The organism is Streptomyces sp. 8N706 (assembly GCF_052245415.1).
GTDB lineage: Bacteria > Actinomycetota > Actinomycetes > Streptomycetales > Streptomycetaceae > Streptomyces.
Genome location: NZ_JBQQBW010000036.1, coordinates 13,059 through 32,132 on the forward strand (window position 1 = coordinate 13,059; position 19,074 = coordinate 32,132).

Below are 19,074 nucleotides of genomic sequence, written 5' to 3' on the forward strand. Positions count from 1 at the left end.
CCGGGCGGCACGTGTGCGGTCCGGGGCGGACCCAGTGCGTCCGATCCTGGGGAGAGGGGGGCGGACCGTCAACAGCTCGTTCGCAAGCTCGAGCGGAACGGCCGCCACGGGTACGCCCGGAACGGCTGCTTGGATGGAGGCATGGCCGAACAGAAACCCCGTTCCGCGGACGAGCTGCTGGACATCGTGGACGAGCAGGACCGGGTCGTCGGGCAGGCGCGGCGCGGGGACGCGATGGCCCGCGGACTCCGGCACCGGTGCGTCTTCGTCCTGGCACGGGACACCGACGGCCGGATCTTCGTCCACCGCCGGACCCCGGAAAAGATCGTCTTCCCCTCGCTGTACGACATGTTCGTGGGCGGGGTGGTCGGCGCGGGCGAGTCGTACGAGGACGCGGCGCTGCGGGAGGCGGAGGAGGAACTCGGCGTGTCCGGGCTCCCCCGGCCCGTACCGCTGTTCCGGTTCCTGTACGGGACGCCGGAGCACAGCTGGTGGTCCTCCGTCCACGAGGTCCGCTGCGTACTGCCGGTCGACCCCCAGGTGGAGGAGGTCGCCTGGCACACCTTCCTCACCGACGAGGAGCTGGAGAGGCGGCTGCCGGAGTGGGAGTGGGTCCCGGACGGCCTGGAGGCCTACCGCAGGCTCCGGGAGTGGCGCGGGCGGTAGTGTGCCGACCATGATCGTGTCCGTGAAGGCCGTCTCGCGGAAGCTGCGGGCGGTCGCCGGCGTGGTCCGGCTGTGGTTCACGCCCGAGCGGATCCGTGACGACGGCGCGACTCCCGACTACCGCTTCTCGCTCGCGAACGAGCGTACGTTCCTCGCCTGGCTCCGCACCGCCCTGGCGCTGGTCGGCGGTGGCTTCGCGGTGGCCCAGTTCCTGCCCGATCTGCACCACTGGCTGCGCGTGACCGTGGCGATGGTCCTGTTGGTGGGAGGGGCGCTGTGCGCGCTGCGTGCGGTGAACCACTGGGCGCGCTGCGAGCGGGCGATGCGGCGGGGCGAGGATCTGCCGGTGAGCCGCTTTCCCACGCTGCTGGCTCTGGGGCTGGGGGCTGTCGCCCTGGCGATGGTGGTCGCCGTCGGCGCGGGCTGGGCTCGCCGGTGAGCCGGCCGGCGCCACCCCCCGTACGCGACCCGGGACTTCAGCCCGAACGCACCCGGCTCGCCTGGCGCCGTACGACGCTGGCGTGCGCGGTGGCGGCGGTACTGGCCGTGCGGGAGGCCCTGCGCCACGGGGTGTCGGCGGTGGCCGCGGTGACGGTCGCCCTGACCGCACTCGTGCTGCTCACCTTCCTCGCCGCCGCCCATCGCCGGATGACGGCCCTGGACACACCGCGGCCGCCCGCCCTGTCCCGGCGAGCGGCCGCGGTGGTGGTGGGCTGCACGGTGGGCCTGGCGCTCCTCGGCGCGGCCGTGGTGCGCTGAGCACGGCGGCATCCTGCGACGACAGCCGTGGCGCCGCGGATCGCGGTGCCGCGGCCGTCATGCGCACGGGCAGCGCCGTGGGGCGCGCGCCCGTAACCGCTGCGGGCCGTCGTAACACCCGCGGTGGGTGCAGGCGTGGTGGCTCGTCCCGACCTCTGCTGTCTACCTGGGCTCCGACGCGCTGGCCTGACTGATCCGGTTCTCGCTCGGTAAGCGTGGGGTATCGAACCGTACGGCAGTGAGCAGCTGATGAGGGGCGCGCACGGGCTTCGGAGCCAGGACCGGAGCCGAGGTGTAGCAACTCACGACGGCCACGAGGAGCCCTTGCAGGAGTGGACGCTCATCTCTGTCTCGATCGGCGTCCATGGGTCGGGATCTGGGATGCTGGAGGCCACATGCGAGAGGGGCGGCGTCCATGCTGTGGAAGACCCATGGTGAGCGGCAGATCTACACCAACCCTTGGGTGAACCTGTGCCTGGTCGATGTTCAGCAGCCGGATGGACGGCGCTGGGAGCATCACGTGGTGCGGCTGCGCCACCTCGCCGTGGCTGCCGTGGTCAATGACCAGCGCGAAATCTTGATGATGTGGCGGCACCGCTTCATCACCGATGCCTGGGCCTGGGAGCTGCCCATGGGCCTGGTCGAGGAGGGCGAGGTGCCGGAAGACGCCGCCGCTCGAGAGGTAGAGGAAGAGACGGGCTGGCGGCCTGGTCCCATAAAGCCCCTGATCTACGCCGAGCCCGCGAACGGAATCACGGACTCCCAGCACCATGTGTTCCTTGCGGACGGTGCCACGTACATCGGACCGCCGACGGAGAAGAACGAGTCCGACCGGATCGAGTGGATTCCCTTGGACCGGGTCCGGGGCATGATCGACCGCCGTGAAGTCGTCAGTAGTGGGTCTCTTGTTGGCCTGCTCTATGTTCTGATGGATAAAGCAGTGCGCTGACGATCAGTGCAGCGTAGCCCGTAGCTGTGACTCGAAGGCCACAGCTACGGGCTCCTTGCTGTACGGGGCAAGTCGCTGGTGGAACTCGCGCAGGTGGCCGGTCACTCGTTCCGAGCCGACAGATGTGGCGGTTTCCAGTGCGGCGGTGGCGGTGTCACATGCCTCGTCGAGGTTGCCGCGCTGCAGCTGGGTGGTGGCCAGCCAGAAGGAATGGAACGCTCGGCCACGGTGGTTGCTCGCGTCCTCGCGTCGCAGCGCATCGGCGATCAGGGGTTCGGCGGTGTTGGCTTCGCCAAGTCGACCATGGGCAATGCCCGTATCCACGATGAGCTTGGTCTCATCGAAGTAGGTCACCCATGCCGGTTCGTCATCGGCGCCTGTGATGCGCTCGAACTGTCGATGCGACTCGGCGATCGCTTCATGTGTCGCGCTGCGGTTGCTGGATGTCGCGTGCGCGAAAGCTTCCCGCATGGACAGCATGGCCATCACTCGTGGCGTTCCACCGTGCTGACGTGCGCTGTCCTGTGCTGCCGTGGAGAGGGCCACGGCGTCGGCCGGCCGGTCTTCATACGTGGCCTGCAAGCTCATGCACGCCAGCACGTTGGCCATGAACTGCCGGTCGTCGATGGCCTTCGCCAGTTGCAGCGCCTCCGCGAAGTACGTTCGGGCCTGGCTGTACTGGCGCGCATCGAAGTACGTCCAGCCGGTGAGTCTGGCCAGCTCGGCGGCGATGCCATAGAGGCTCTGCCGGAACTCTCCTTCTCCTGCCTCCTTGATGAGCCTTACGACATAGCGGAGTTGCCCGACAACGGCTGGTCGTAACGCTTCCCCGCCGTGCTCGTCGTCACGACGCCAGTAGTCCTGAATGGACGAGTTCAAGGCGCGGACGGTAGACGGAGTCAGCCGTGAACCGGCAGCGGCAAGGATGCTGTCCAGGCCCACACTGGGGAGCACGCTCACTGGCTCGGAGGGCCCTTTGGGTTCGGCGATGACGCTGGGAGGTGCAACCTCCCTGGGGGCCAGGACCGTGGGGGTTTCCCATGAGCGCCGGGCCAATCCGAGCATCTGGCCAGGGATGCGGAGCCCGTCCGAGACCCGCTCGATCACGCTCATGTCCTTGATCTGGCGCTGGCCGGAGACAACCTCACCCACCCGGCTCGGGGTCATGGAGCACCGGCGCGCGATCATTGCTGGATAGATCCCGGCGTGGCGCTTCATCAGCCTGAAGATTGCTGAGAAGTCACGGTCTCGGCAGGCAGAGACCATGTCCGGATGTGTGAGCAGCCGAGCGGGAAGCTCCGAGGGCTCGGAAGGCTGGGGCATACGTGGCACTCCGGTGGGCTGTTGACTGCACTGATCATCGCAACGGGTATACCTCTCAACGACGTTACCCATGGTGAGTAATCAGCTGGGCCTTTCTGCCCCTCTGTCGGCAGGAACAGTCTGAGACCTGACGGCACAACGGCTGCCTTCGCGGCGACGAAGGACGTCATGGCGCAGGCAGAGACGGGGCACCTATGTGCGGACTTCGAGGGCCCGGAGAGGCGCGTGACTTCATGCAGGCACATGACACGGCATCGAGTAGCGGTCTGCCCGAACTGGGCACCCTGGTGAAGGACACCAGCCGGGAAGACGGGGTGGGCGTCGTTATGAGCCACCTCGGGCCGTACGTGCAACTGCGCCCGGTAGGCGGCGGCAGGGAATGGGACGCCAAGCCTGATGCGGTGCGGCCGCTGACACCCCGGGAAGAGCTGAGCGTTCGTCTCGCCGAGCGCAACGAAGGGTCCCGGCGGGGCAAGATGATTCGCTCCTTCAGCCGGTAGGCCGGGGTCCTCTTCCTCATCCGGGGGCAGCGCCTCGTGCGGCTTGGTCATCGGCCTCGCCTTCGCTGCGGCACCCTCATAGACCGCTCCGTCTTGGACGAAGGCCCACAACACCCGGTGGGCAGTGGCTGCAGTGGCTCCACGTTCCGTTCAGGGCGGACCCTTCAACGCCCGTCCGGCTGTCCCCCTCGTATCGGTGAGGACGGAAGGCAGTCGGGCGGGTCAGCAAGTGCACGACCGCGCGGGCCCGCTGGCCACGTGCGTACCGTTTACGAGAGGAAGGAGCACCATCGTGCCCACTCCCGGAAATCCCACCCTCTCGGGTGGCCATGGGGGCGGCCCGGCCCCGATCGAGCCTCCCCCGCCTCCCCCGCCGCCGTCTCCCGACAGCGGTCCCCCGCCCGGCGATGGAGGTCACCGTAAGTGATCAGCTCGCATGAGCGGGAGGAGCGGCCCACCCGGGAGGAGTTGGGCCGCTTCCTTCTCGAATCAGGAGTCATGACGTCGGACTGGGCGCCTTCCTTCGCGGCGATTCCCCGGTCTCTGTTCCTGCCGGACCTGATGTGGCCATTCGATCAGGAGTCGGGCGGCAGCATCGCGGTGAGCAAGGCGAAGGATCCGGAAGCGTGGCACGGGTACGCGGACGCCAACGTTCCCATCGTCACGCAATGGGACGACGGCGAGCACAGCGGCACCGAGCCCGGCACGGTGTCCACCAGTTCGGCGAGCATGCCGAGTGTCGTGTTCTCCATGCTCCGTGACCTCGCCGTTGCCGGGGGCATGAGGGTGCTGGAGATCGGCACGGGTACTGGGTGGAATGCCGGCCTTCTCGCCCACCAGCTCGGCGACCGGAACGTCGTCACGGTTGAGGTTGACCCGAAGGTGGCGATGGCGGCACGTAAGGCTCTGCACGGGGCCGGGCTGAACCCGCTGATAGTTGAGGCAGATGGCCTTCTCGGTTACGCCCCGGACGGCCTCTACGACCGCGTGATCGCCACCTGCGGTCTCCGCTCCATCCCGTACGCCTGGGTCGAGCAGACACGACCGGGCGGAATAATCGTCGCACCCTGGGGCACGCAGTACAGCTCTCAGGATGCGGTGGCTCGTCTGATCGTTGCGGCAGACGGCGAGAGCGCCGCGGGGCGCTTCACGGGTCCGGTCCAGTTCATGAAGGCGCGGTCTCAGCGTCTGCCATGGCCTCGCCATGCCGACTACGTGCCGGAATCCTGGCCGGGCGATGCGCGACGCTCCTCAACCAGCGTCAGCGCGGATTCCCTGTTCGAAGGCCCCTTCGGTGTCGCCGAATTCATCATCGGGCTGCTGGTGCGGGACTGCGTTCATGCCGCGCATGACCAGGGCGACGGCATTCGTACCGCGTGGTTCTACAGCCTGACCGACACGTCATGGGCCGCCGTGCGCTTTCGCGCGGATGCGGATACCGAGGTGTACCAAGCCGGCCCTCGAGAGCTGTGGTCGGAGGTGGAGGCAGCCTACATCTGGTGGGACACAGTGGGTCGGCCTGGCCTCGACCGCTTCGGCCTCACGGTTACGGCCGAGGGTGAGACGAGCTGGCTGGAGAGGCCCGATCACCTCGTTCCGGTCGCCGGGTAGCCCCTCAGGCTGCCCGGCGACCGATGGCGACTGATGCGGGTCAGATCACGCACACAACTGCATATGAAGACCGGACCACCCGCATGCCTGGAAGCTTTCGAACGGTCCGGCGGAGAGTCCTGCTCAGGCGCCCGGTGCCGATGGTTACCGGAGCTGCTCGCTCGGCTTGGTATGGCCCAAGCTCTCCGACGGTGTCGCCTGCCGAGCCACGTCGCCCGCCCGCGGAGCAGGTCGGGTACGAGCCGGCAGCCCTGGCCGCGTGACCGACACCGACGACCCCCACGTCTGTTTCGACCCCAGTGCTGCATGGGGGGTGCCGGGCCTGCCCCCTGCCCCGCACGGGGCCCGATCCTCGGTTCTCCGAACGCCTGGTGAAGTCCGTGGCCGCCGTTCTGGTCGGTCACGGCTACCCGCCGGTTATGCACGTACGGGACTGGTCGGAACTCGAAAGGCCCTTTCGGTCCACCACCACGAAACGAAGGAGAGGTTTTACACGCCGAGGAGGTGGAGGCCCGCCCCGATCATGGTCGGGGCGGGCCTCGCCCTCATCGCCCTGTGGGCGGTGATCAGGATAAAGCGAGGTGACCTCGATAGTTAAGGTGGTCAATTAAAAAGTCGAAGACGTCAATAGTGTTGAGTACACTCGAGCCATGACCGCGACGACCCCGAACGCCCCGACCAAACTCCAGCTACTGGAGCTGCTGGCGGCTGTCGGCACCGCCCAGTGGCAGGACTTCGCGGCCGTCGCCTCCCGCCACGGCCTCACCGCGATGCAGGCCAAGACGCTCTCCCAGCTGCTGGGCACACCCGTCCCCATGCGCCGGCTCGCCCAGCGCCTGGTCTGCGACGCGTCGAACATCACCGGGATCGTGGACCGGCTCGAGGCCCAGGGGCTCGTACGCCGTGAGGTGAGCCCGACGGACCGGCGGGTCAAGAATGTCGTGGCCACCGAGGAAGGTGTCGCGATCATGCGGCGCGTCCGGGCCGAGATGGAGTCGACCCACGCCGCCCTCGACACCCTGGACGAGAGCGAGCAGGCGGTGCTCCACGGCCTGCTGCAGCGCCTCCGCCCGGCCATGGAGCACCAGGACTGACGGGGCCGGAGGCCGGGCGCCGTCCGGGCAATTCGGGGCCGGGACCGCGAGTGCCCTGGAATCCGTCGGGCGGGGCTCCCAGCGGTGTCCGGCTACGGCCGTCCGCCGGACCTTCCCGCCGGGCACCTGCGTTGCGACCAGGGGCTGGTGAGGCCGGCGGTCGGTGGCGGCAGCCGTGCGTCCGCCATCCGCCCCCGCCCTGCCATCACCCGGTTCCGCTGAGCCGCGGCTCCTCACCACCACGAGCACGCACTAACCTGAGGTCCGTCACCGCCAGTTCCGACCCGAGACCGAGGCACGCATGACGACGACCGGCCGAGCGGCGCCGGAGACCGGTCCTCTGATCGTGGTCATGGGAGTGTCGGGCTCGGGCAAGACGACGGTCGGCAGATTGCTCGCCGACCGGCTGGACGTGCCGTACGCGGAGGCCGACGACTTCCACCCACCGGAGAACATCGCCAAGATGTCCTCCGGCACCCCGCTCGACGACGCCGACCGCCGACCGTGGCTGGACTCCATCGGCGCGTGGCTCGCCGGGCACACCGAGCACGGCGGCGTCGTCAGCTGCTCGGCACTCAAACGCGGCTACCGGGACCGGCTGGCCGCGTCCGCACCGGGCGTCTTCTTCCTACACCTCGACGGTTCGCCCGAGTTGATCGCCGAGCGCCTGCGGAGCCGTCGGGGCCACTTCATGCCACCGGCGTTGCTGCGCTCGCAGTTCGCGGACCTCGAGCCGCTGGCCGCGGACGAGCGGGGCTCGGCCGTGCGCATCGACGGCAGTCCGGAGGAGACCGTCGGCCTGGCGCTCGCCGCGCTCCCCCGCTGAATCCCGCCCGGCCCGGCCGATGGCCGAAGCCCCGAACGGACTTTCCGCACCACGAACCGTTCTGACATGCTGTGGCCCGGTACAGCGCCGCTGACGGGGAGGCCATCATGTCCGGGATGTCCGGGAACAGCTCGACGACCGGTTCGGCGAACCACGAGCCGTACACCGTCCCCCTCGCGCCCGGCGTCCATGCGTACGTCCAGCCCGACGGCGGCTGGTGCCTGAGCAACGCCGGATTCATCAGCGACGGCTCGGCGACGCTGCTCGTCGACACCGCCGCCACCGAACGGCGGGCCCTGCTGCTGCGCGACGCCGTCCGCGCGAGCGGCGCCCCCCTGCCCGGCACGGTCGTCAACACCCATCACCACGGGGATCACACCTACGGCAACGGGGTGTTCACCCCCGGGGCCACCATCGTCGGGCACGCCTCCTGCCGCCGCGAGGCCCTCGCCGCCGGGCACCAGTTGCACGCCGTGTGGCCGTCGGTCGACTTCGGCGACATCGACATCACCCCACCGACGATCAGCTACACCGACCGGCTGACCTGCCATGTGGGAGACACCGAGGTGGAGCTGATCCACCCGGGGGTCGCCCACACCACCGGCGACAGCATCGTCTGGCTGCCGCGGGAGCGGATCGTCTTCACGGGTGACCTCGTCTTCCACGGCGGCACCCCGTTCTTCGCGATGGGTTCGCTGGACGGCTCGCTGCGCGCGCTGGAGCAGCTACGGGAGCTCGGCGCGCGGACCGTGGTGCCGGGCCACGGCCCGGTGACCGACCCGGGCGTGTACGACGCGGTCGAGCGGTATCTGCGCTATGTGGCCGAGCTGGCGGAGAAGTCCCGTGCGGCCGGCCTGACACCGCTGGAGGCGGCGCGGGCGGCCGACCTCGGCCCGTTCGCGGAGCTGCCCGAGAGCGAGCGACTGGTGGCCAATCTGCACCGCGCGTATGCCGAGCTGGACGGAAGGCCGCCGGGCGCGCCGCTGGACATCGCGACGGTGTTCGGTGACATGACCGCGATGAACGGCGGAGTGCCGGTCGCCTGCCACGCCTGATCCGCCGTCCCGTCCTCCAGGCCGCTGACCGCGGCCCGTTTCCCCTCGGCGTACGGTGCGCCATCCCCGTACAGTGCGCCATCCCCGTACGGTGCGGCATCCCCGTACGGTGCGCCATCCCCGTACGGTGCGGCATCCGTACGGGCGGCGGCCGGGGTCGTCACCGGCGGCACGGCGGAGCCTCCCCTCCCCCGCACCGGCCCTGCGCAGGGCCGCGGGGGCCGTCGCACCCGCCCCGCCCTCGCCTCACCCGGCGCGCGGGGAGGCAGCACGAGAGGCATCTCACGCCCCCGTGGCCCCTGCGCGCCCGGTCAGGCCTGCCGCTCCCGTGACTGCCGCCATGACGGGCGCCCTGACCTGCCGCGTCGTGGTGCACGGAGAAACCGCCCCCGGCGTTGAGCAACGGTGCGCCGACGATGAGCATGGAAGAGGAAAGCCGGGGACCGACCCGGTTTCCACCGTTTCCCACGTGACGAACTTTTGGCATGGGCGCAACAGACTGAAGAACCCCACGCCGCATCACTGGACTCCATACCGACTGGTCGGCATGATGAGTGTCATTCGATCGTCCGACTCCCACGGAGGAGAGTGCCCCGATGAGCCACGACCACCCGCCCGGGCTCGACCTCGAGCGCCTGCGCGCCCATCTGGACCGTGAGCGCCCCGGCCTGGTCCACGGACCGCTCGACGCCGAGCTGATCGAAGGCGGCCGGTCGAACCTCACCTACAGGGTTACCGACGGTACCTCCCGTTGGGTCGTCCGTCGCCCCCCTCTGGGCCACGTCCTCGCGACGGCGCACGACATGAACCGGGAACACCGGGTGATCAAGGCGCTCCACCCGACCGCCGTACCCGTCCCTGCACCGGTACTGCACTGCGAGGACGAGTCCGTCATCGGATCCCCCTTCTACGTCATGGAGTTCGTCGAGGGAACGCCGTACCGGTCCGAGGCGCAGCTCGCCCCGCTCGGCCCCGAGCGCACTCGCGACGTCATCCTCGGTCTGGTCGACACCCTCGTCGAGCTGCACTCCGTCGATCCCGCCGCCGCGGGACTGGGGGACTTCGGCCGCCCCGAGGGCTTCCTGGAGCGTCAGCTGCGCCGCTGGGGCAAGCAGCTCGACGCCTCACGCAACCGTGACCTCGCGGGCATCGACGAGCTGCACGCGGGCCTGGGCAAGGCCCTGCCGAAGTCCCCGGCCGCCACCGTCGTCCACGGCGACTACCGGCTCGACAACGTTCTCATCGGCACCGATGACCGCATCAAGGCGATCCTCGACTGGGAGATGTCGACCCTCGGCGATCCGCTGACCGACCTCGGTCTGCTGACCATGTACAGCGAGCCGCTGCACGTGGCTGACTCTCCGGTCAGCACCACCGCCGGCGCGCCGGGCCATCCGAAGCCCGCCGAGCTGATCGAGCGCTACGCCGCCGGGTCCGGCCGCGATGTCTCCGCCGTCTCCTGGTACACGGCCTTCGCCTGGTTCAAGCTCGCGGTGATCCTCGAGGGCATTCACTACCGCTACACGCTCGGACAGACTGTCGGAGCGGGCTTCGACCGGATCGGCGGTCTCGTTCCGGTCTTCATCGAAAACGGCCTCACCACCCTTCAGGAGGGCTGAGCACTTATGGATTTCGCATTCGATGCCCGCACCGAGGAGCTGCGCGCCAAGCTCCTGGACTTCATGGACCAGTACGTGTACCCGGCGGAGAAGGTCGCCGAGGAGCAGCGCGCCGAGCTCTCCAACCCCTGGCTCACCGTGCCGGTCCAGGAGGACCTGAAGGCCGAGGCCAAGAAGCAGGGCCTGTGGAACCTCTTCCTCCCCGACTCCGAGTACGGGGCGGGGCTGACCAACCTCCAGTACGCGCCGCTCGCCGAGATCACCGGGCGCAGCCCGCAGCTGGCCCCGACCGCCCTGAACTGCGCGGCCCCCGACACGGGGAACATGGAGGTGCTCACCCAGTTCGGCAACGAGCAGCAGCGCAAGCAGTGGCTGGAGCCACTGCTCGCCGGTGAGATCCGGTCCGCCTTCGCGATGACCGAGCCGGAGGTCGCCTCCTCAGACGCCACCAACATCGAGACCCGGATCCAGCGGGACGGCGACGAGTACGTCATCACCGGCCGCAAGTGGTACATCTCCGGGGCCATGCACCCCGACTGCAACATCCTGATCGTGATGGGCAAGACCGACCCGGACGGCGAGGACATCCGCCGCCAGCAGTCCATGGTGCTGGTGCCGACCGACACCCCGGGCGTGGAGATCCGCCGGGCCATGCAGGTGTTCGGCTACGAGGACCACTACCACGGCGGCCACGCGGAGATCGTCTTCCATGGCGCCCGCGTTCCCGCCGCGAATCTGATCGGCGAGGAGGGCGGCGGCTTCGCCATCGCCCAGGCCCGTCTCGGCCCCGGCCGCATCCACCACTGCATGCGGCTGATCGGCATGGCGGAGCGGGCCATCGAGCTGATGTGCCAACGCGCCGTCGCCCGTACGGCCTTCGGCAAGCCGCTCGCCCAGCAGGGCGTGGTGCAGGAGTGGATCGCCGACGCCCGGGTCGCGGTGGAGCAGCTGCGTCTGCTCGTCCTGAAGACCGCATGGCTGATGGACACCGTCGGCAACCGCGGGGCGCACACGGAGATCCAGGCCATCAAGATCGCGACTCCGCGCACGGTCATCGGCATCCTGGACGACGCGATCCAGCTGTACGGGGCGGGCGGCGTCAGTCAGGACTACCCGCTGGCGGACCTGTGGGCGGCGGCCCGTACGTTGCGGATCGCGGACGGACCCGACGAAGTGCACCAGCGGTCCCTGGCCCGGCGCGAGCTCAAGAGGTACCTCCAGCCGTAGCAGCCGGGAGGAGTAAGCACTCTGGCCCGTCCCCTTCCCGGGGGGCGGGCCAGAGTGCATACGCGCCCGGAAGTATTGACCCGCAGAAGGTATCTGGCCCTCGATGGCCGATGATGACCGGTTCTTAGGTCGACTTTGCGCCAAACCGCCCCAGAAGATCGTTTTATTTTGCACAAACCGCTCGGATCGCCGTCCGGCGGGCGGTTACGCGGGGTTGTGGATCAAGGACGATGGGCAGATGTGGTGCGTTCGTAGGGCGGGAAGTCGGCATCCGTCCTGGTGCAGCCATAGCGGATCGTCTCTATGGACCTCTCGGAAGGACACGCAATGCCCCAGGAGCTGACGTTCGCAATCCCCTTCCAGTCACCGATCAGTCCACACACAGAGCGTGCCAGGGAACTGCATCTCCGGTGGGTCCGCGACCGCGGCCTGGTGCGCAGCGAGTCAGGAATGCGGGAGTACCTCTCCTGGGACCTCCCGCAGGCGGCGGCGCGCACCTATCCGTACGCCTCCCCCGAGGATCTGGTCATGCTGATGAACTGGTTCAGCCTGGCCTTCCTCTTCGACGACCAATTCGATGCGAACAGCTCTGATCGCGCCGACCGGGTGGCCGAGGTGGCCCGCGAGCTGATCACGATTCCGTTCCGGCCCGGCGGGACCCCTCCGGACGTCGAATGCCCGATCACCCTTGCATGGTCGGAGGTGTGGTCCCAGCTGTCCGACGGCATGACCGAGTCATGGTGCAACCGCTTCGCCGGCTCATGGGGGCGGTTCCTGGCCGCGCACACCAGCGAAGTGCGGATCTCCGCCAGCGGCACCGTCCTGGACTTCGATGAGTATCTGGCGCTGCGGCGCCGCACGGTCGGGATACACCACTCGATCGACGCCGCGGAGCGAAGTCGCCGCTTCGAGGTGCCCGTGGTGGTACAGGCCCATGAGTTGATGCGGGACATGCGTGTCGCCGCAGCCGACACGATCGCCTGCATGAACGACATCCATTCCCTCGAGCGCGAGGAGCGCCGGGGTGATCCGCACAATCTGGTGACGGTGATCCGCAAGCACCTCGGCACCTCCCGGGGGGAGGCCATCGACGCCGCGGTGAAGCTGACCAACCAGTACCTGGAGCGGTACCTGGAGTTGGAGTCGCGGGTACCGCAGATGTGCGAGAACCTCGGGCTCGACGCGAGTGAACGCTGTGCCGTGGAGCGCGGAGTGGAGGGCATACGGCACTGGATACGCGGCAACTACGACTGGGCACTGGAGACGGGACGTTACGCCGCGGAGAAGTCCGGTCCGGCCGCCGAGGCCGAAAGCCGCGGCCAGGGAGGTGTGGACGACCTGCTGCTGCCGCGATCCGGGGTCGGTCCGGCTCGACGGCAGCACCAGACCGTGTGAACGCCTGTCCGGGCCCGCATCAACGGCAGCACCGGGCCCGGACGAGGGCTCGTCCGGGCCCGAGCCCTCGTCCGGGCCCGCGGGCTCCGAGGATCCGACCACCGCCTCGGCGTCGGTTCCTCGGAGCCGTCCGGCCGGGGGAGCTCAGCCCCTCCGCAGCAGCCGCCTGAGCCGTGCCCACCACGAAGAGCGGGCGTACGGCGCGGTGTCCACCGGGGTCCGGTACTCCGGCGACGGAGGCCCGGCGGACATACCGGTGCTGGGCCGAGGTGGGGCGGGCAGCGGTTCCCGCAGGTCGTGGTTGCGCGGAGCGCGGGGGGCGAACTTCACGGGCAGCGCGGTCAGGTGCCGGGCCCACGTGGAGGAGCGCCAGCTCAGCTCGGACTCGGGGACGGCCAGGGTGATGTCGGGCAGCCGGGCGAGCAGAATGTCGATTCCGGCGTCCGCGATGACACGGCCGATGTCCTGGCCCGGGCACTCGTGGGCACCGCCGCTGAAGGACAGGTGCGCGCGGTTGTGGTGGACGGGAGCCGAGGGATCCGGACGGACGGCCTCGTCGACATTGCCCGCTGCCAGGCCCAGCAGGAGCATGTCGCCCGCCCTGATGTGCTGCCCTCCCAGGAAGGTGTCACTGGTGGCCCAGCGGCCGGGGCACACCATCAGCGGCGGTTCGTTCCACAGCACCTGTTCCACGGCTTGGGGAAGCGTCATCTGGCCGCCCGCGAGGGAGCCGCGGAAGCGAGGGTCGGTCACCACCATCCGCAGCGTGTTGGCCATGAGGTTGGCCGTCGTCTCGTACCCGGCGAGAAGGATGAGGCGGAGATGGTGCTGCACCTCCTCGTCGGTGAGACGGGCCGGGTGGGACATCAGCGCGGACGCGATGTCCTGCCCGGGGGCGGCACGTTTGGTGACGACGAGGTGTTCGAGCGTCTCCAGCACGTACGCGTTGCTGGCCAGGGCGGTTTCGGAGCCCTTGATGAGGTCCCGGCAGGCGGCGACGAGCCGGGGCCCGTAGTCGTCGGGCATACCGAGGAGGTGGGTGAGGACGAGCATCGGGAGATGCTCGGTGAACTCACCGACGAGCTCTGCCTGCCCGGCTTCGCAGAACTGATCGACAAGCTGGTGGGCGAAGCGGGTGATCTGGCGGCGGACTCCCCTTCGGTCGAACTGGTCGAGACCGGCGGTGACCGCGCCGCGCAGGCGCTGGTGCTCTTCGCCGTCCGCGGACACGCAGTCCGGGCGCCATCCGATCATCGGCACGAGGGGAGAGGCGGTGGGGTCGATCTCTCCGCTCTTCCAGCCGTGCCATATCCGGGAGTCCCGGGAGAACTGCGTGGAGTGGCCCGCCACTTCGCGGTTCTCCAGGTAGCCGAGGACGAGCCAGGCCCGTACGTCCCCGTCGAGCAGTACGGGCGCGACGGGACCGTGGGTGGCACGCAGCTGCTCGTACAGACCCATGGGGTCGGACTCGGCGGCGGGGCCGTAGAGGCGCGTCATGCCCATGGTGTCCGTGCCGGTGTGGGCGGGGCACCCGGGAGGGGGGACGAGCGGATCGGCGGCGGTGTGATCGGGGGGTGGGAGGGTCATGAAGACTCCTGAGCGGCGGCGAGGGTGCGCAGGTACCCCATCAGTGCGAGCAGGGCGTCGCGGCTGTCGGATCGGGTCCGTGCGTCACAGGTGACGATGGGGACCGATTCATCGAGGTCCAGAGCGGTGCGCAGGGCGGGGATCGGGTGCTCGGGTGCGCCGGGGAAGGTGTTGACGGCCACGATGAACGGGACGCGGCGGTCTTCCAGACGCGTGATGATCTCGAAACAGACTTCGAGGCTCCGGGTGTCGACGAGGACCACGGCGCCGAGGGCGCCCTCGAAGATGCCGTTCCACAGGAACCAGAAGCGTTCCTGGCCCGGAGTGCCGAAGAGGTAGAGGATCAGCTGTTCGTTGATGCTGATACGGCCGAAGTCCATCGCGACCGTGGTCGTGCTCTTACCGTTCGCGCCGGGGTTGTCGTCGATGCCGACACCGGCCTGGGTCATGGTCTCTTCGGTCGTGAGGGGCGGGATCTCGCTCACCGCGCCGACCATGGTGGTCTTACCGACGCCGAAACCGCCGACGATCACTATCTTGACGCCCTTGGCGCTGTGGGGCAGCAAGTCCTTGTGGCGGGGGCCGACGGGTGCTTCAGAGCTTACGTAGTCCATGGATCACCGCCTCCAGAAGGCCGAGTTGAGGGTCCGTCGTGACGGGGATGGGTGCGGTGACCTCGATCCGTCCGTCGCCGACAAGCCTGGAGAGCAGCACGGTGACCACGCTGAAAGGCAGGCTGAGGTATGCGGAGATCTCCGCCACGGACAGGGGGTAGTGGCACATGGTGAGAATGGCCGCCTGCTCGGGCTGCATACCGGGTTCGGGCGAGGACCTGGATGTGATGAGTGTGACCAGGTCGAAGGCGGCCTGCTCTGCCGGACGTAAGCCACCGGAGATGACGTACAACGGCACAGGACTGCCCTCGTCCCATGGGCCCTTCTCCGACGTCACATCGCCTGCCCGACGTCGTCCCGGGGCGGGCTGGTCATATGCTGGCCGATCCGGACCACCAGGGCACGCATGCTCTGGCCCATCAGCCCCGCGTCGACTTCCTCATCGGCGAGCACCGCGAGGTAGGCGCCTTCGCCGGCAGCCATGAGGGAGAAGTAACCGCCGTCGACCTCGATTCCGATCATGCGCATGAAGCCGTTTCCGTGCGGAAACATCTGCGCGACGGCTTTCGCCAGGCTCTGCATACCGGAGCAGGCGGCGGCGAGGGCATCGGCGGTATCAGTCGCCGTGTTCGCTTGACCGAGGCACAGGCCGTCAGAGGACAGCACGACCACGTGTCGCACATACGGGACGCTGGTCGTCAGTTCCTTGAGCATCCAGTCCATGTTGGGCAGTGGCGGCACGGTTACTCACCCTTATCTGATGGATCACTGCTACGGCTGGGAAGGTCTGCGTCCGGTCTGTCGCCGTTGAATGCCTCCCACATCAGGCCTGGCTGCCGGGTTGTGCCGGCTGCTCCCGAGGGGGTGGAGGGAGGCTGGGGAGTGGTGCGGACGACAGGAGTCGGCACGGGCGACCGCCGCCGGCGCTGCGGCAGCCCGTTGACCGTCGACTGGACCTCCACGGGCTTGTCCGCTGCATCGCCGTTCATCGTCGGTCCCGTCACGGTCGATCGGGGCACGGCCGGTCCCGTCACCGACGGTCGGGGCACGGCCGGTCCCGTCACGGACGGCGGGTCGGCCGGTCGCGGCAAGGTCGGTCCCGGCAAGGTCGGTGGGGCCAGGCGTGGCACGGTGGGCGCCTCGGCCGTGGTGATCAGGCGCCGCGGGACCAGCACGACCGCCCGGACGCCCCCGTACGCGGAGGTGCGCAGGTCCACATCGAAGCCGCTCTGGCGGGCCAGCCGGCTGACGACAGGCAGGCCCAGCTGCGGAATCTCGCCCAGGTCGGCCAGCTCGATGCCCGATGACGCCTGGGACATCACGCGGGCGTTGCGCTGTCGGACCTCATCGGTGAGTCCGACCCCACGGTCCTCGATCTCAATGGCGATACCGGAGGGAACCTCGCTCGCGCTCACCTCCACCGGGGTGTTCGGGGGCGAGAACGTCGTGGCGTTGTCGAGCAGCTCGGCGAGCAGGTGGATCAGCGGCTCGGCTCCCTGGCCCACCACGGCCACCTCCGTCACCGACTGCAACTTCACACGGGGGTAGTCGACGATGCGTGCCATGGCTCCGCGCAGGATTTCGTACAGGCGGATGTCCTTGGTCCATTGACGCCCCGGGCGGGCGTCCCCGAGGACCGCGATATTGGCCGCGAGCCGTCCGATCAGGGCGTTGCGGTGGTCGACGTTCTGCAGCCCCCGGGAGACCACGACATCGTTGCCGTGCAGGGTCTGCATGTCGCGGAGGTCCTTGCCCAGCTGATGGACGATGGCCTGGACCCGGCGGGCGATACTCACGAATGCGCGCTGTGCGGAGTCGCGCGTGTCCTCCTCCGCCTGCACGGCTTCGAGCAGCGTGCGTGCCGCGGCCTGCAGTGCTTCGACGAACTCGTCGTCGAGATGGGCCCCGAGGGAGAGGGACTGGAGGATCTCCGACGCGGTCTCCCCCTTCTGGAGGCGGGCCACCGCCACGGGGAGGAACTCCTCGGCGAGCCACACCGTCGTCGCGCGTTGGTCGGACAGCCGGCCGGTCAACACGCCCTCGCGCCGTGCGTAGTACTGCTCGAACTCGGCGGCCGTCCGCTGCTGCCGCGCCATCTCGGCCGAGCGCACCCGGCGGGCCGCCTCCGCCGAAGCGAGGGCCGTCAGGGTCACCACGGCCAGGCTCCACCACAAGAAGGGCGAGCGTATCTGCGCCGGGACCACGAACAGTGCTAAGCCGCAGGCCGCAGTCAGAACACCTGGGGGTAGTAACCATGCTGGAGCGGCTGCACGCGGCGGGGCTCCGGGGGATGAACCTGCACGAACCATCGGGGGGTTCCCTAGAGAGTCTGAAGGTCAGTGGGCTGGGTGACGCAACGTGCAGACTGGTGGCTGGGGGGCGCTCGTCCGAGAACGAGCGTTTCGATGTCCGCCCCGGACCGGTCCGGATCGCAACTGGTCGCGTCTCCCGAGCGTGCACGGCCACAGCGTTGGTGACTCGCTGTGCTGGGATCGCAACACGCAAAGGGATCATAGTCAGTTGAGGTTGGTCGTGAAGCCGGGCGGGAACCCCAGCGATCATTGATCGGCCCCACGCAGTATCTGATTGCTCACCGACAACATGTGTCCGGCATATGCACGGAATCGACAACGACCCCATGGGACAGGCCTGAAGGGTGTTTCCTGGAGGGTTTGCCTTTGTCCGTGGCCTGCCCGCCCGGCGGCCCTCCGGCCGGGACGGCACACGTCAAGGGTGGTACGTCAGGGCGCCGAAGTCGGCTCATCACGATCATTTCGGACTGATCTCGGACCACCGCTTCGTCGGCAGAGGACGCACCGAGGCGATGTGTCACGACGGTCGGGCCTGCGGCGTCGGGCACGGCCACGGGGCGTTGCTCCGCGACCGCTCGGCGGCGCGTACGGGACCGTCGTCGAAGGAGATCATCCGCGGTCGACACCGTTCGCGCCCGCGGGACCGGTGGTGACGGCGGATGGAGCGCCGGTCGGTCGAAAAGCTCGGGCGTGAAAGCCACCGGGCCGCGAAGGGGGGAATCCGTCCTTCGGGCCCGGGGCCCCCTCCACCGACGCCTTCCGTCACTGCCACCGTGACGCTCCCGGGGACGGGGTGAGCGCGGTGCGGAAAGTTCCTCAGGGCGTGTCCGGGCGATCTTCGAGGATCAGCCCCGGCGTCAGATGCAGGGGGCACTCCCCCGGGCGTCGCGGGCCCGACAAGATCGCCCGGACACGTCTCAGGGCCGCAGAGCGCGCAGCAGGAGGTTGGCGAGGTGATCGGCGACCTGCTGCTGCGTCAGCGGACCGTCGGGGCGGTACCAGCTGGCCAGATGGTGCACGGAGCCGAAGTGGTAGTCCACCACCAGGTCGGCCGGGGTGTCCTTGCTGAACACTCCCTCCTTCTGGCCCTCCTCGATCAGCGCGCGGAAGCGCTCGTGGTAGCGTCGCCGCTCCGCCCGCACCTGCTTGTTCTTCTCCGGGCTGAGCTGGTGCATCGATCGCCAGAAGATCGTCGCGTCGTCGAGGTGGTCGATCGTGGTGAAGACCACGTCGGCCGCCGCGCGGCGCAGCCGGTCCTCCACCGGTGCGTCGGATTCGGCGTACTCGTCCAGCCGCTCCTGCTGGAGCCGCAGCACGCGCCCGTAGATCTCGTGCAGCAGATCGTCCTTCGAGCCGAAGTAGTGATAGAGCGCACCCTTGGTGACTCCGGCCGCCTCGACGATCTCCTGCACCGAGGTCCTGTCGTATCCACGGTCCGCGAACAGGCGGGTGGCGGCGGCCAGCAGCCGCTGCGGGACGGGTGTCCCGCTGCCCTCCATCGTTCTGGCCATAGCCGCCACCTGCCCTTCTGCTCGTT

General features: G+C 68.9%; 19 protein-coding genes. 12 read left to right on the forward strand and 7 right to left on the reverse strand.

Annotated elements, in window-relative coordinates; translation table 11 throughout:
- Positions 1 to 141: 141 nt before the first annotated feature.
- From ACTWQE_RS15985 to ACTWQE_RS16000, 4 genes are all read left to right on the forward strand, one after another.
- Positions 142 to 666, forward strand: coding sequence for an NUDIX hydrolase (locus ACTWQE_RS15985; RefSeq protein WP_443329594.1), 525 nt, complete (start codon positions 142 to 144; stop codon positions 664 to 666).
- 10 nt (positions 667 to 676) lie between these two features.
- A complete protein-coding gene (locus ACTWQE_RS15990) occupies positions 677 to 1,105 on the forward strand; it encodes a YidH family protein (RefSeq protein ID WP_443329595.1) in 429 nt (142 codons plus the stop codon).
- Positions 1,102 to 1,425 carry a DUF202 domain-containing protein gene (locus tag ACTWQE_RS15995; RefSeq protein ID WP_443329596.1) on the forward strand — a complete coding sequence of 108 codons (324 nt, stop codon included), beginning with the start codon at positions 1,102 to 1,104 and terminating at the stop codon, positions 1,423 to 1,425. The genes ACTWQE_RS15990 and ACTWQE_RS15995 overlap by 4 nt, the downstream gene beginning before the upstream one ends.
- A gap of 415 nt (positions 1,426 to 1,840) precedes the next feature.
- Entirely contained in the window at positions 1,841 to 2,374 is a 534-nt protein-coding gene (locus ACTWQE_RS16000) for an NUDIX hydrolase (protein WP_443329597.1), read from the forward strand.
- A 3-nt stretch (positions 2,375 to 2,377) separates the two neighbouring features.
- On the opposite strand, the gene ACTWQE_RS16005 is transcribed toward ACTWQE_RS16000, so the two are convergent.
- Complete coding sequence (locus ACTWQE_RS16005) at positions 2,378 to 3,697, reverse strand: hypothetical protein (protein WP_443329598.1); 1,320 nt, start codon at positions 3,695 to 3,697, stop codon at positions 2,378 to 2,380.
- 233 nt (positions 3,698 to 3,930) lie between these two features.
- On the opposite strand from ACTWQE_RS16005, the gene ACTWQE_RS16010 reads away from it, so the two are divergent.
- The 8 genes from ACTWQE_RS16010 to ACTWQE_RS16045 all read left to right on the forward strand — a co-directional run bounded on the left by ACTWQE_RS16010 (position 3,931) and on the right by ACTWQE_RS16045 (position 13,024).
- Complete coding sequence (locus ACTWQE_RS16010; RefSeq protein WP_443329599.1) at positions 3,931 to 4,197, forward strand: hypothetical protein; 267 nt, start codon at positions 3,931 to 3,933, stop codon at positions 4,195 to 4,197.
- A 423-nt stretch (positions 4,198 to 4,620) separates the two neighbouring features.
- Entirely contained in the window at positions 4,621 to 5,808 is a 1,188-nt protein-coding gene (locus tag ACTWQE_RS16015) for a methyltransferase domain-containing protein (protein ID WP_443329600.1), read from the forward strand.
- Between the two features lie 650 nt (positions 5,809 to 6,458).
- Positions 6,459 to 6,902 carry a MarR family winged helix-turn-helix transcriptional regulator gene (locus tag ACTWQE_RS16020; protein WP_443329601.1) on the forward strand — a complete coding sequence of 148 codons (444 nt, stop codon included), beginning with the start codon at positions 6,459 to 6,461 and terminating at the stop codon, positions 6,900 to 6,902.
- A gap of 301 nt (positions 6,903 to 7,203) precedes the next feature.
- A complete protein-coding gene (locus ACTWQE_RS16025; RefSeq protein WP_443329602.1) occupies positions 7,204 to 7,728 on the forward strand; it encodes a gluconokinase in 525 nt (174 codons plus the stop codon).
- Positions 7,729 to 7,844: 116 nt separating this feature from the next.
- Positions 7,845 to 8,783 carry an MBL fold metallo-hydrolase gene (locus ACTWQE_RS16030; RefSeq protein ID WP_443329603.1) on the forward strand — a complete coding sequence of 313 codons (939 nt, stop codon included), beginning with the start codon at positions 7,845 to 7,847 and terminating at the stop codon, positions 8,781 to 8,783.
- 596 nt (positions 8,784 to 9,379) lie between these two features.
- Positions 9,380 to 10,402, forward strand: a complete 1,023-nt coding sequence (locus ACTWQE_RS16035) for a phosphotransferase family protein (RefSeq protein WP_443329604.1) — start codon at positions 9,380 to 9,382, stop codon at positions 10,400 to 10,402.
- A gap of 6 nt (positions 10,403 to 10,408) precedes the next feature.
- Positions 10,409 to 11,629 carry an acyl-CoA dehydrogenase family protein gene (locus ACTWQE_RS16040; protein WP_443329605.1) on the forward strand — a complete coding sequence of 407 codons (1,221 nt, stop codon included), beginning with the start codon at positions 10,409 to 10,411 and terminating at the stop codon, positions 11,627 to 11,629.
- Between the two features lie 327 nt (positions 11,630 to 11,956).
- Positions 11,957 to 13,024 carry a terpene synthase family protein gene (locus ACTWQE_RS16045; protein WP_443329606.1) on the forward strand — a complete coding sequence of 356 codons (1,068 nt, stop codon included), beginning with the start codon at positions 11,957 to 11,959 and terminating at the stop codon, positions 13,022 to 13,024.
- A 144-nt stretch (positions 13,025 to 13,168) separates the two neighbouring features.
- Here ACTWQE_RS16045 and ACTWQE_RS16050 read toward each other — a convergent pair whose 3' ends face one another.
- From ACTWQE_RS16050 to ACTWQE_RS16075, 6 genes are all read right to left on the reverse strand, one after another.
- Positions 13,169 to 14,611: a cytochrome P450 gene (locus tag ACTWQE_RS16050; RefSeq protein WP_443329607.1), complete on the reverse strand. Its 1,443-nt coding sequence runs from the start codon at positions 14,609 to 14,611 to the stop codon at positions 13,169 to 13,171.
- On the reverse strand, positions 14,608 to 15,225 hold the full coding sequence (locus ACTWQE_RS16055) for a GTP-binding protein (protein WP_443329608.1): 618 nt from the start codon (positions 15,223 to 15,225) through the stop codon (positions 14,608 to 14,610). The genes ACTWQE_RS16050 and ACTWQE_RS16055 overlap by 4 nt, the downstream gene beginning before the upstream one ends.
- Positions 15,206 to 15,562, reverse strand: coding sequence for a DUF742 domain-containing protein (locus ACTWQE_RS16060; RefSeq protein WP_443329609.1), 357 nt, complete (start codon positions 15,560 to 15,562; stop codon positions 15,206 to 15,208). Before ACTWQE_RS16060 ends, ACTWQE_RS16055 begins: the two co-directional genes overlap by 20 nt.
- Positions 15,559 to 15,948, reverse strand: a complete 390-nt coding sequence (locus ACTWQE_RS16065) for a roadblock/LC7 domain-containing protein (protein WP_443329610.1) — start codon at positions 15,946 to 15,948, stop codon at positions 15,559 to 15,561. Before ACTWQE_RS16065 ends, ACTWQE_RS16060 begins: the two co-directional genes overlap by 4 nt.
- A 20-nt stretch (positions 15,949 to 15,968) precedes the next feature.
- Entirely contained in the window at positions 15,969 to 17,381 is a 1,413-nt protein-coding gene (locus tag ACTWQE_RS16070; RefSeq protein ID WP_443329611.1) for an ATP-binding protein, read from the reverse strand.
- 1,073 nt (positions 17,382 to 18,454) lie between these two features.
- Positions 18,455 to 19,057 (reverse strand): TetR/AcrR family transcriptional regulator, encoded by a 603-nt coding sequence (locus ACTWQE_RS16075; protein WP_443329639.1) that lies wholly within the window; start codon positions 19,055 to 19,057, stop codon positions 18,455 to 18,457.
- Between the last annotated feature and the right edge of the window lie 17 nt (positions 19,058 to 19,074).

What these genes read in the sequence shown, in the direction of transcription:
- ACTWQE_RS16010 (WP_443329599.1), top strand. Translation starts at nt 3,931, where the DNA reads ATGCAGGCACATGACACGGCATCGAGTAGCGGTCTGCCCGAACTGGGC.
- ACTWQE_RS16020 (WP_443329601.1), top strand. Translation starts at nt 6,459, where the DNA reads ATGACCGCGACGACCCCGAACGCCCCGACCAAACTCCAGCTACTGGAG.
- ACTWQE_RS16005 (WP_443329598.1), bottom strand. Translation starts at nt 3,697, where the DNA reads ATGCCCCAGCCTTCCGAGCCCTCGGAGCTTCCCGCTCGGCTGCTCACA.
- ACTWQE_RS16040 (WP_443329605.1), top strand. Translation starts at nt 10,409, where the DNA reads ATGGATTTCGCATTCGATGCCCGCACCGAGGAGCTGCGCGCCAAGCTC.
- ACTWQE_RS15985 (WP_443329594.1), top strand. Translation starts at nt 142, where the DNA reads ATGGCCGAACAGAAACCCCGTTCCGCGGACGAGCTGCTGGACATCGTG.
- ACTWQE_RS16025 (WP_443329602.1), top strand. Translation starts at nt 7,204, where the DNA reads ATGACGACGACCGGCCGAGCGGCGCCGGAGACCGGTCCTCTGATCGTG.
- ACTWQE_RS16000 (WP_443329597.1), top strand. Translation starts at nt 1,841, where the DNA reads ATGCTGTGGAAGACCCATGGTGAGCGGCAGATCTACACCAACCCTTGG.
- ACTWQE_RS16055 (WP_443329608.1), bottom strand. Translation starts at nt 15,225, where the DNA reads ATGGACTACGTAAGCTCTGAAGCACCCGTCGGCCCCCGCCACAAGGAC.
- ACTWQE_RS16045 (WP_443329606.1), top strand. Translation starts at nt 11,957, where the DNA reads ATGCCCCAGGAGCTGACGTTCGCAATCCCCTTCCAGTCACCGATCAGT.
- ACTWQE_RS16035 (WP_443329604.1), top strand. Translation starts at nt 9,380, where the DNA reads ATGAGCCACGACCACCCGCCCGGGCTCGACCTCGAGCGCCTGCGCGCC.
- ACTWQE_RS15990 (WP_443329595.1), top strand. Translation starts at nt 677, where the DNA reads ATGATCGTGTCCGTGAAGGCCGTCTCGCGGAAGCTGCGGGCGGTCGCC.
- ACTWQE_RS16050 (WP_443329607.1), bottom strand. Translation starts at nt 14,611, where the DNA reads ATGACCCTCCCACCCCCCGATCACACCGCCGCCGATCCGCTCGTCCCC.
- ACTWQE_RS16030 (WP_443329603.1), top strand. Translation starts at nt 7,845, where the DNA reads ATGTCCGGGAACAGCTCGACGACCGGTTCGGCGAACCACGAGCCGTAC.
- ACTWQE_RS16065 (WP_443329610.1), bottom strand. Translation starts at nt 15,948, where the DNA reads ATGGACTGGATGCTCAAGGAACTGACGACCAGCGTCCCGTATGTGCGA.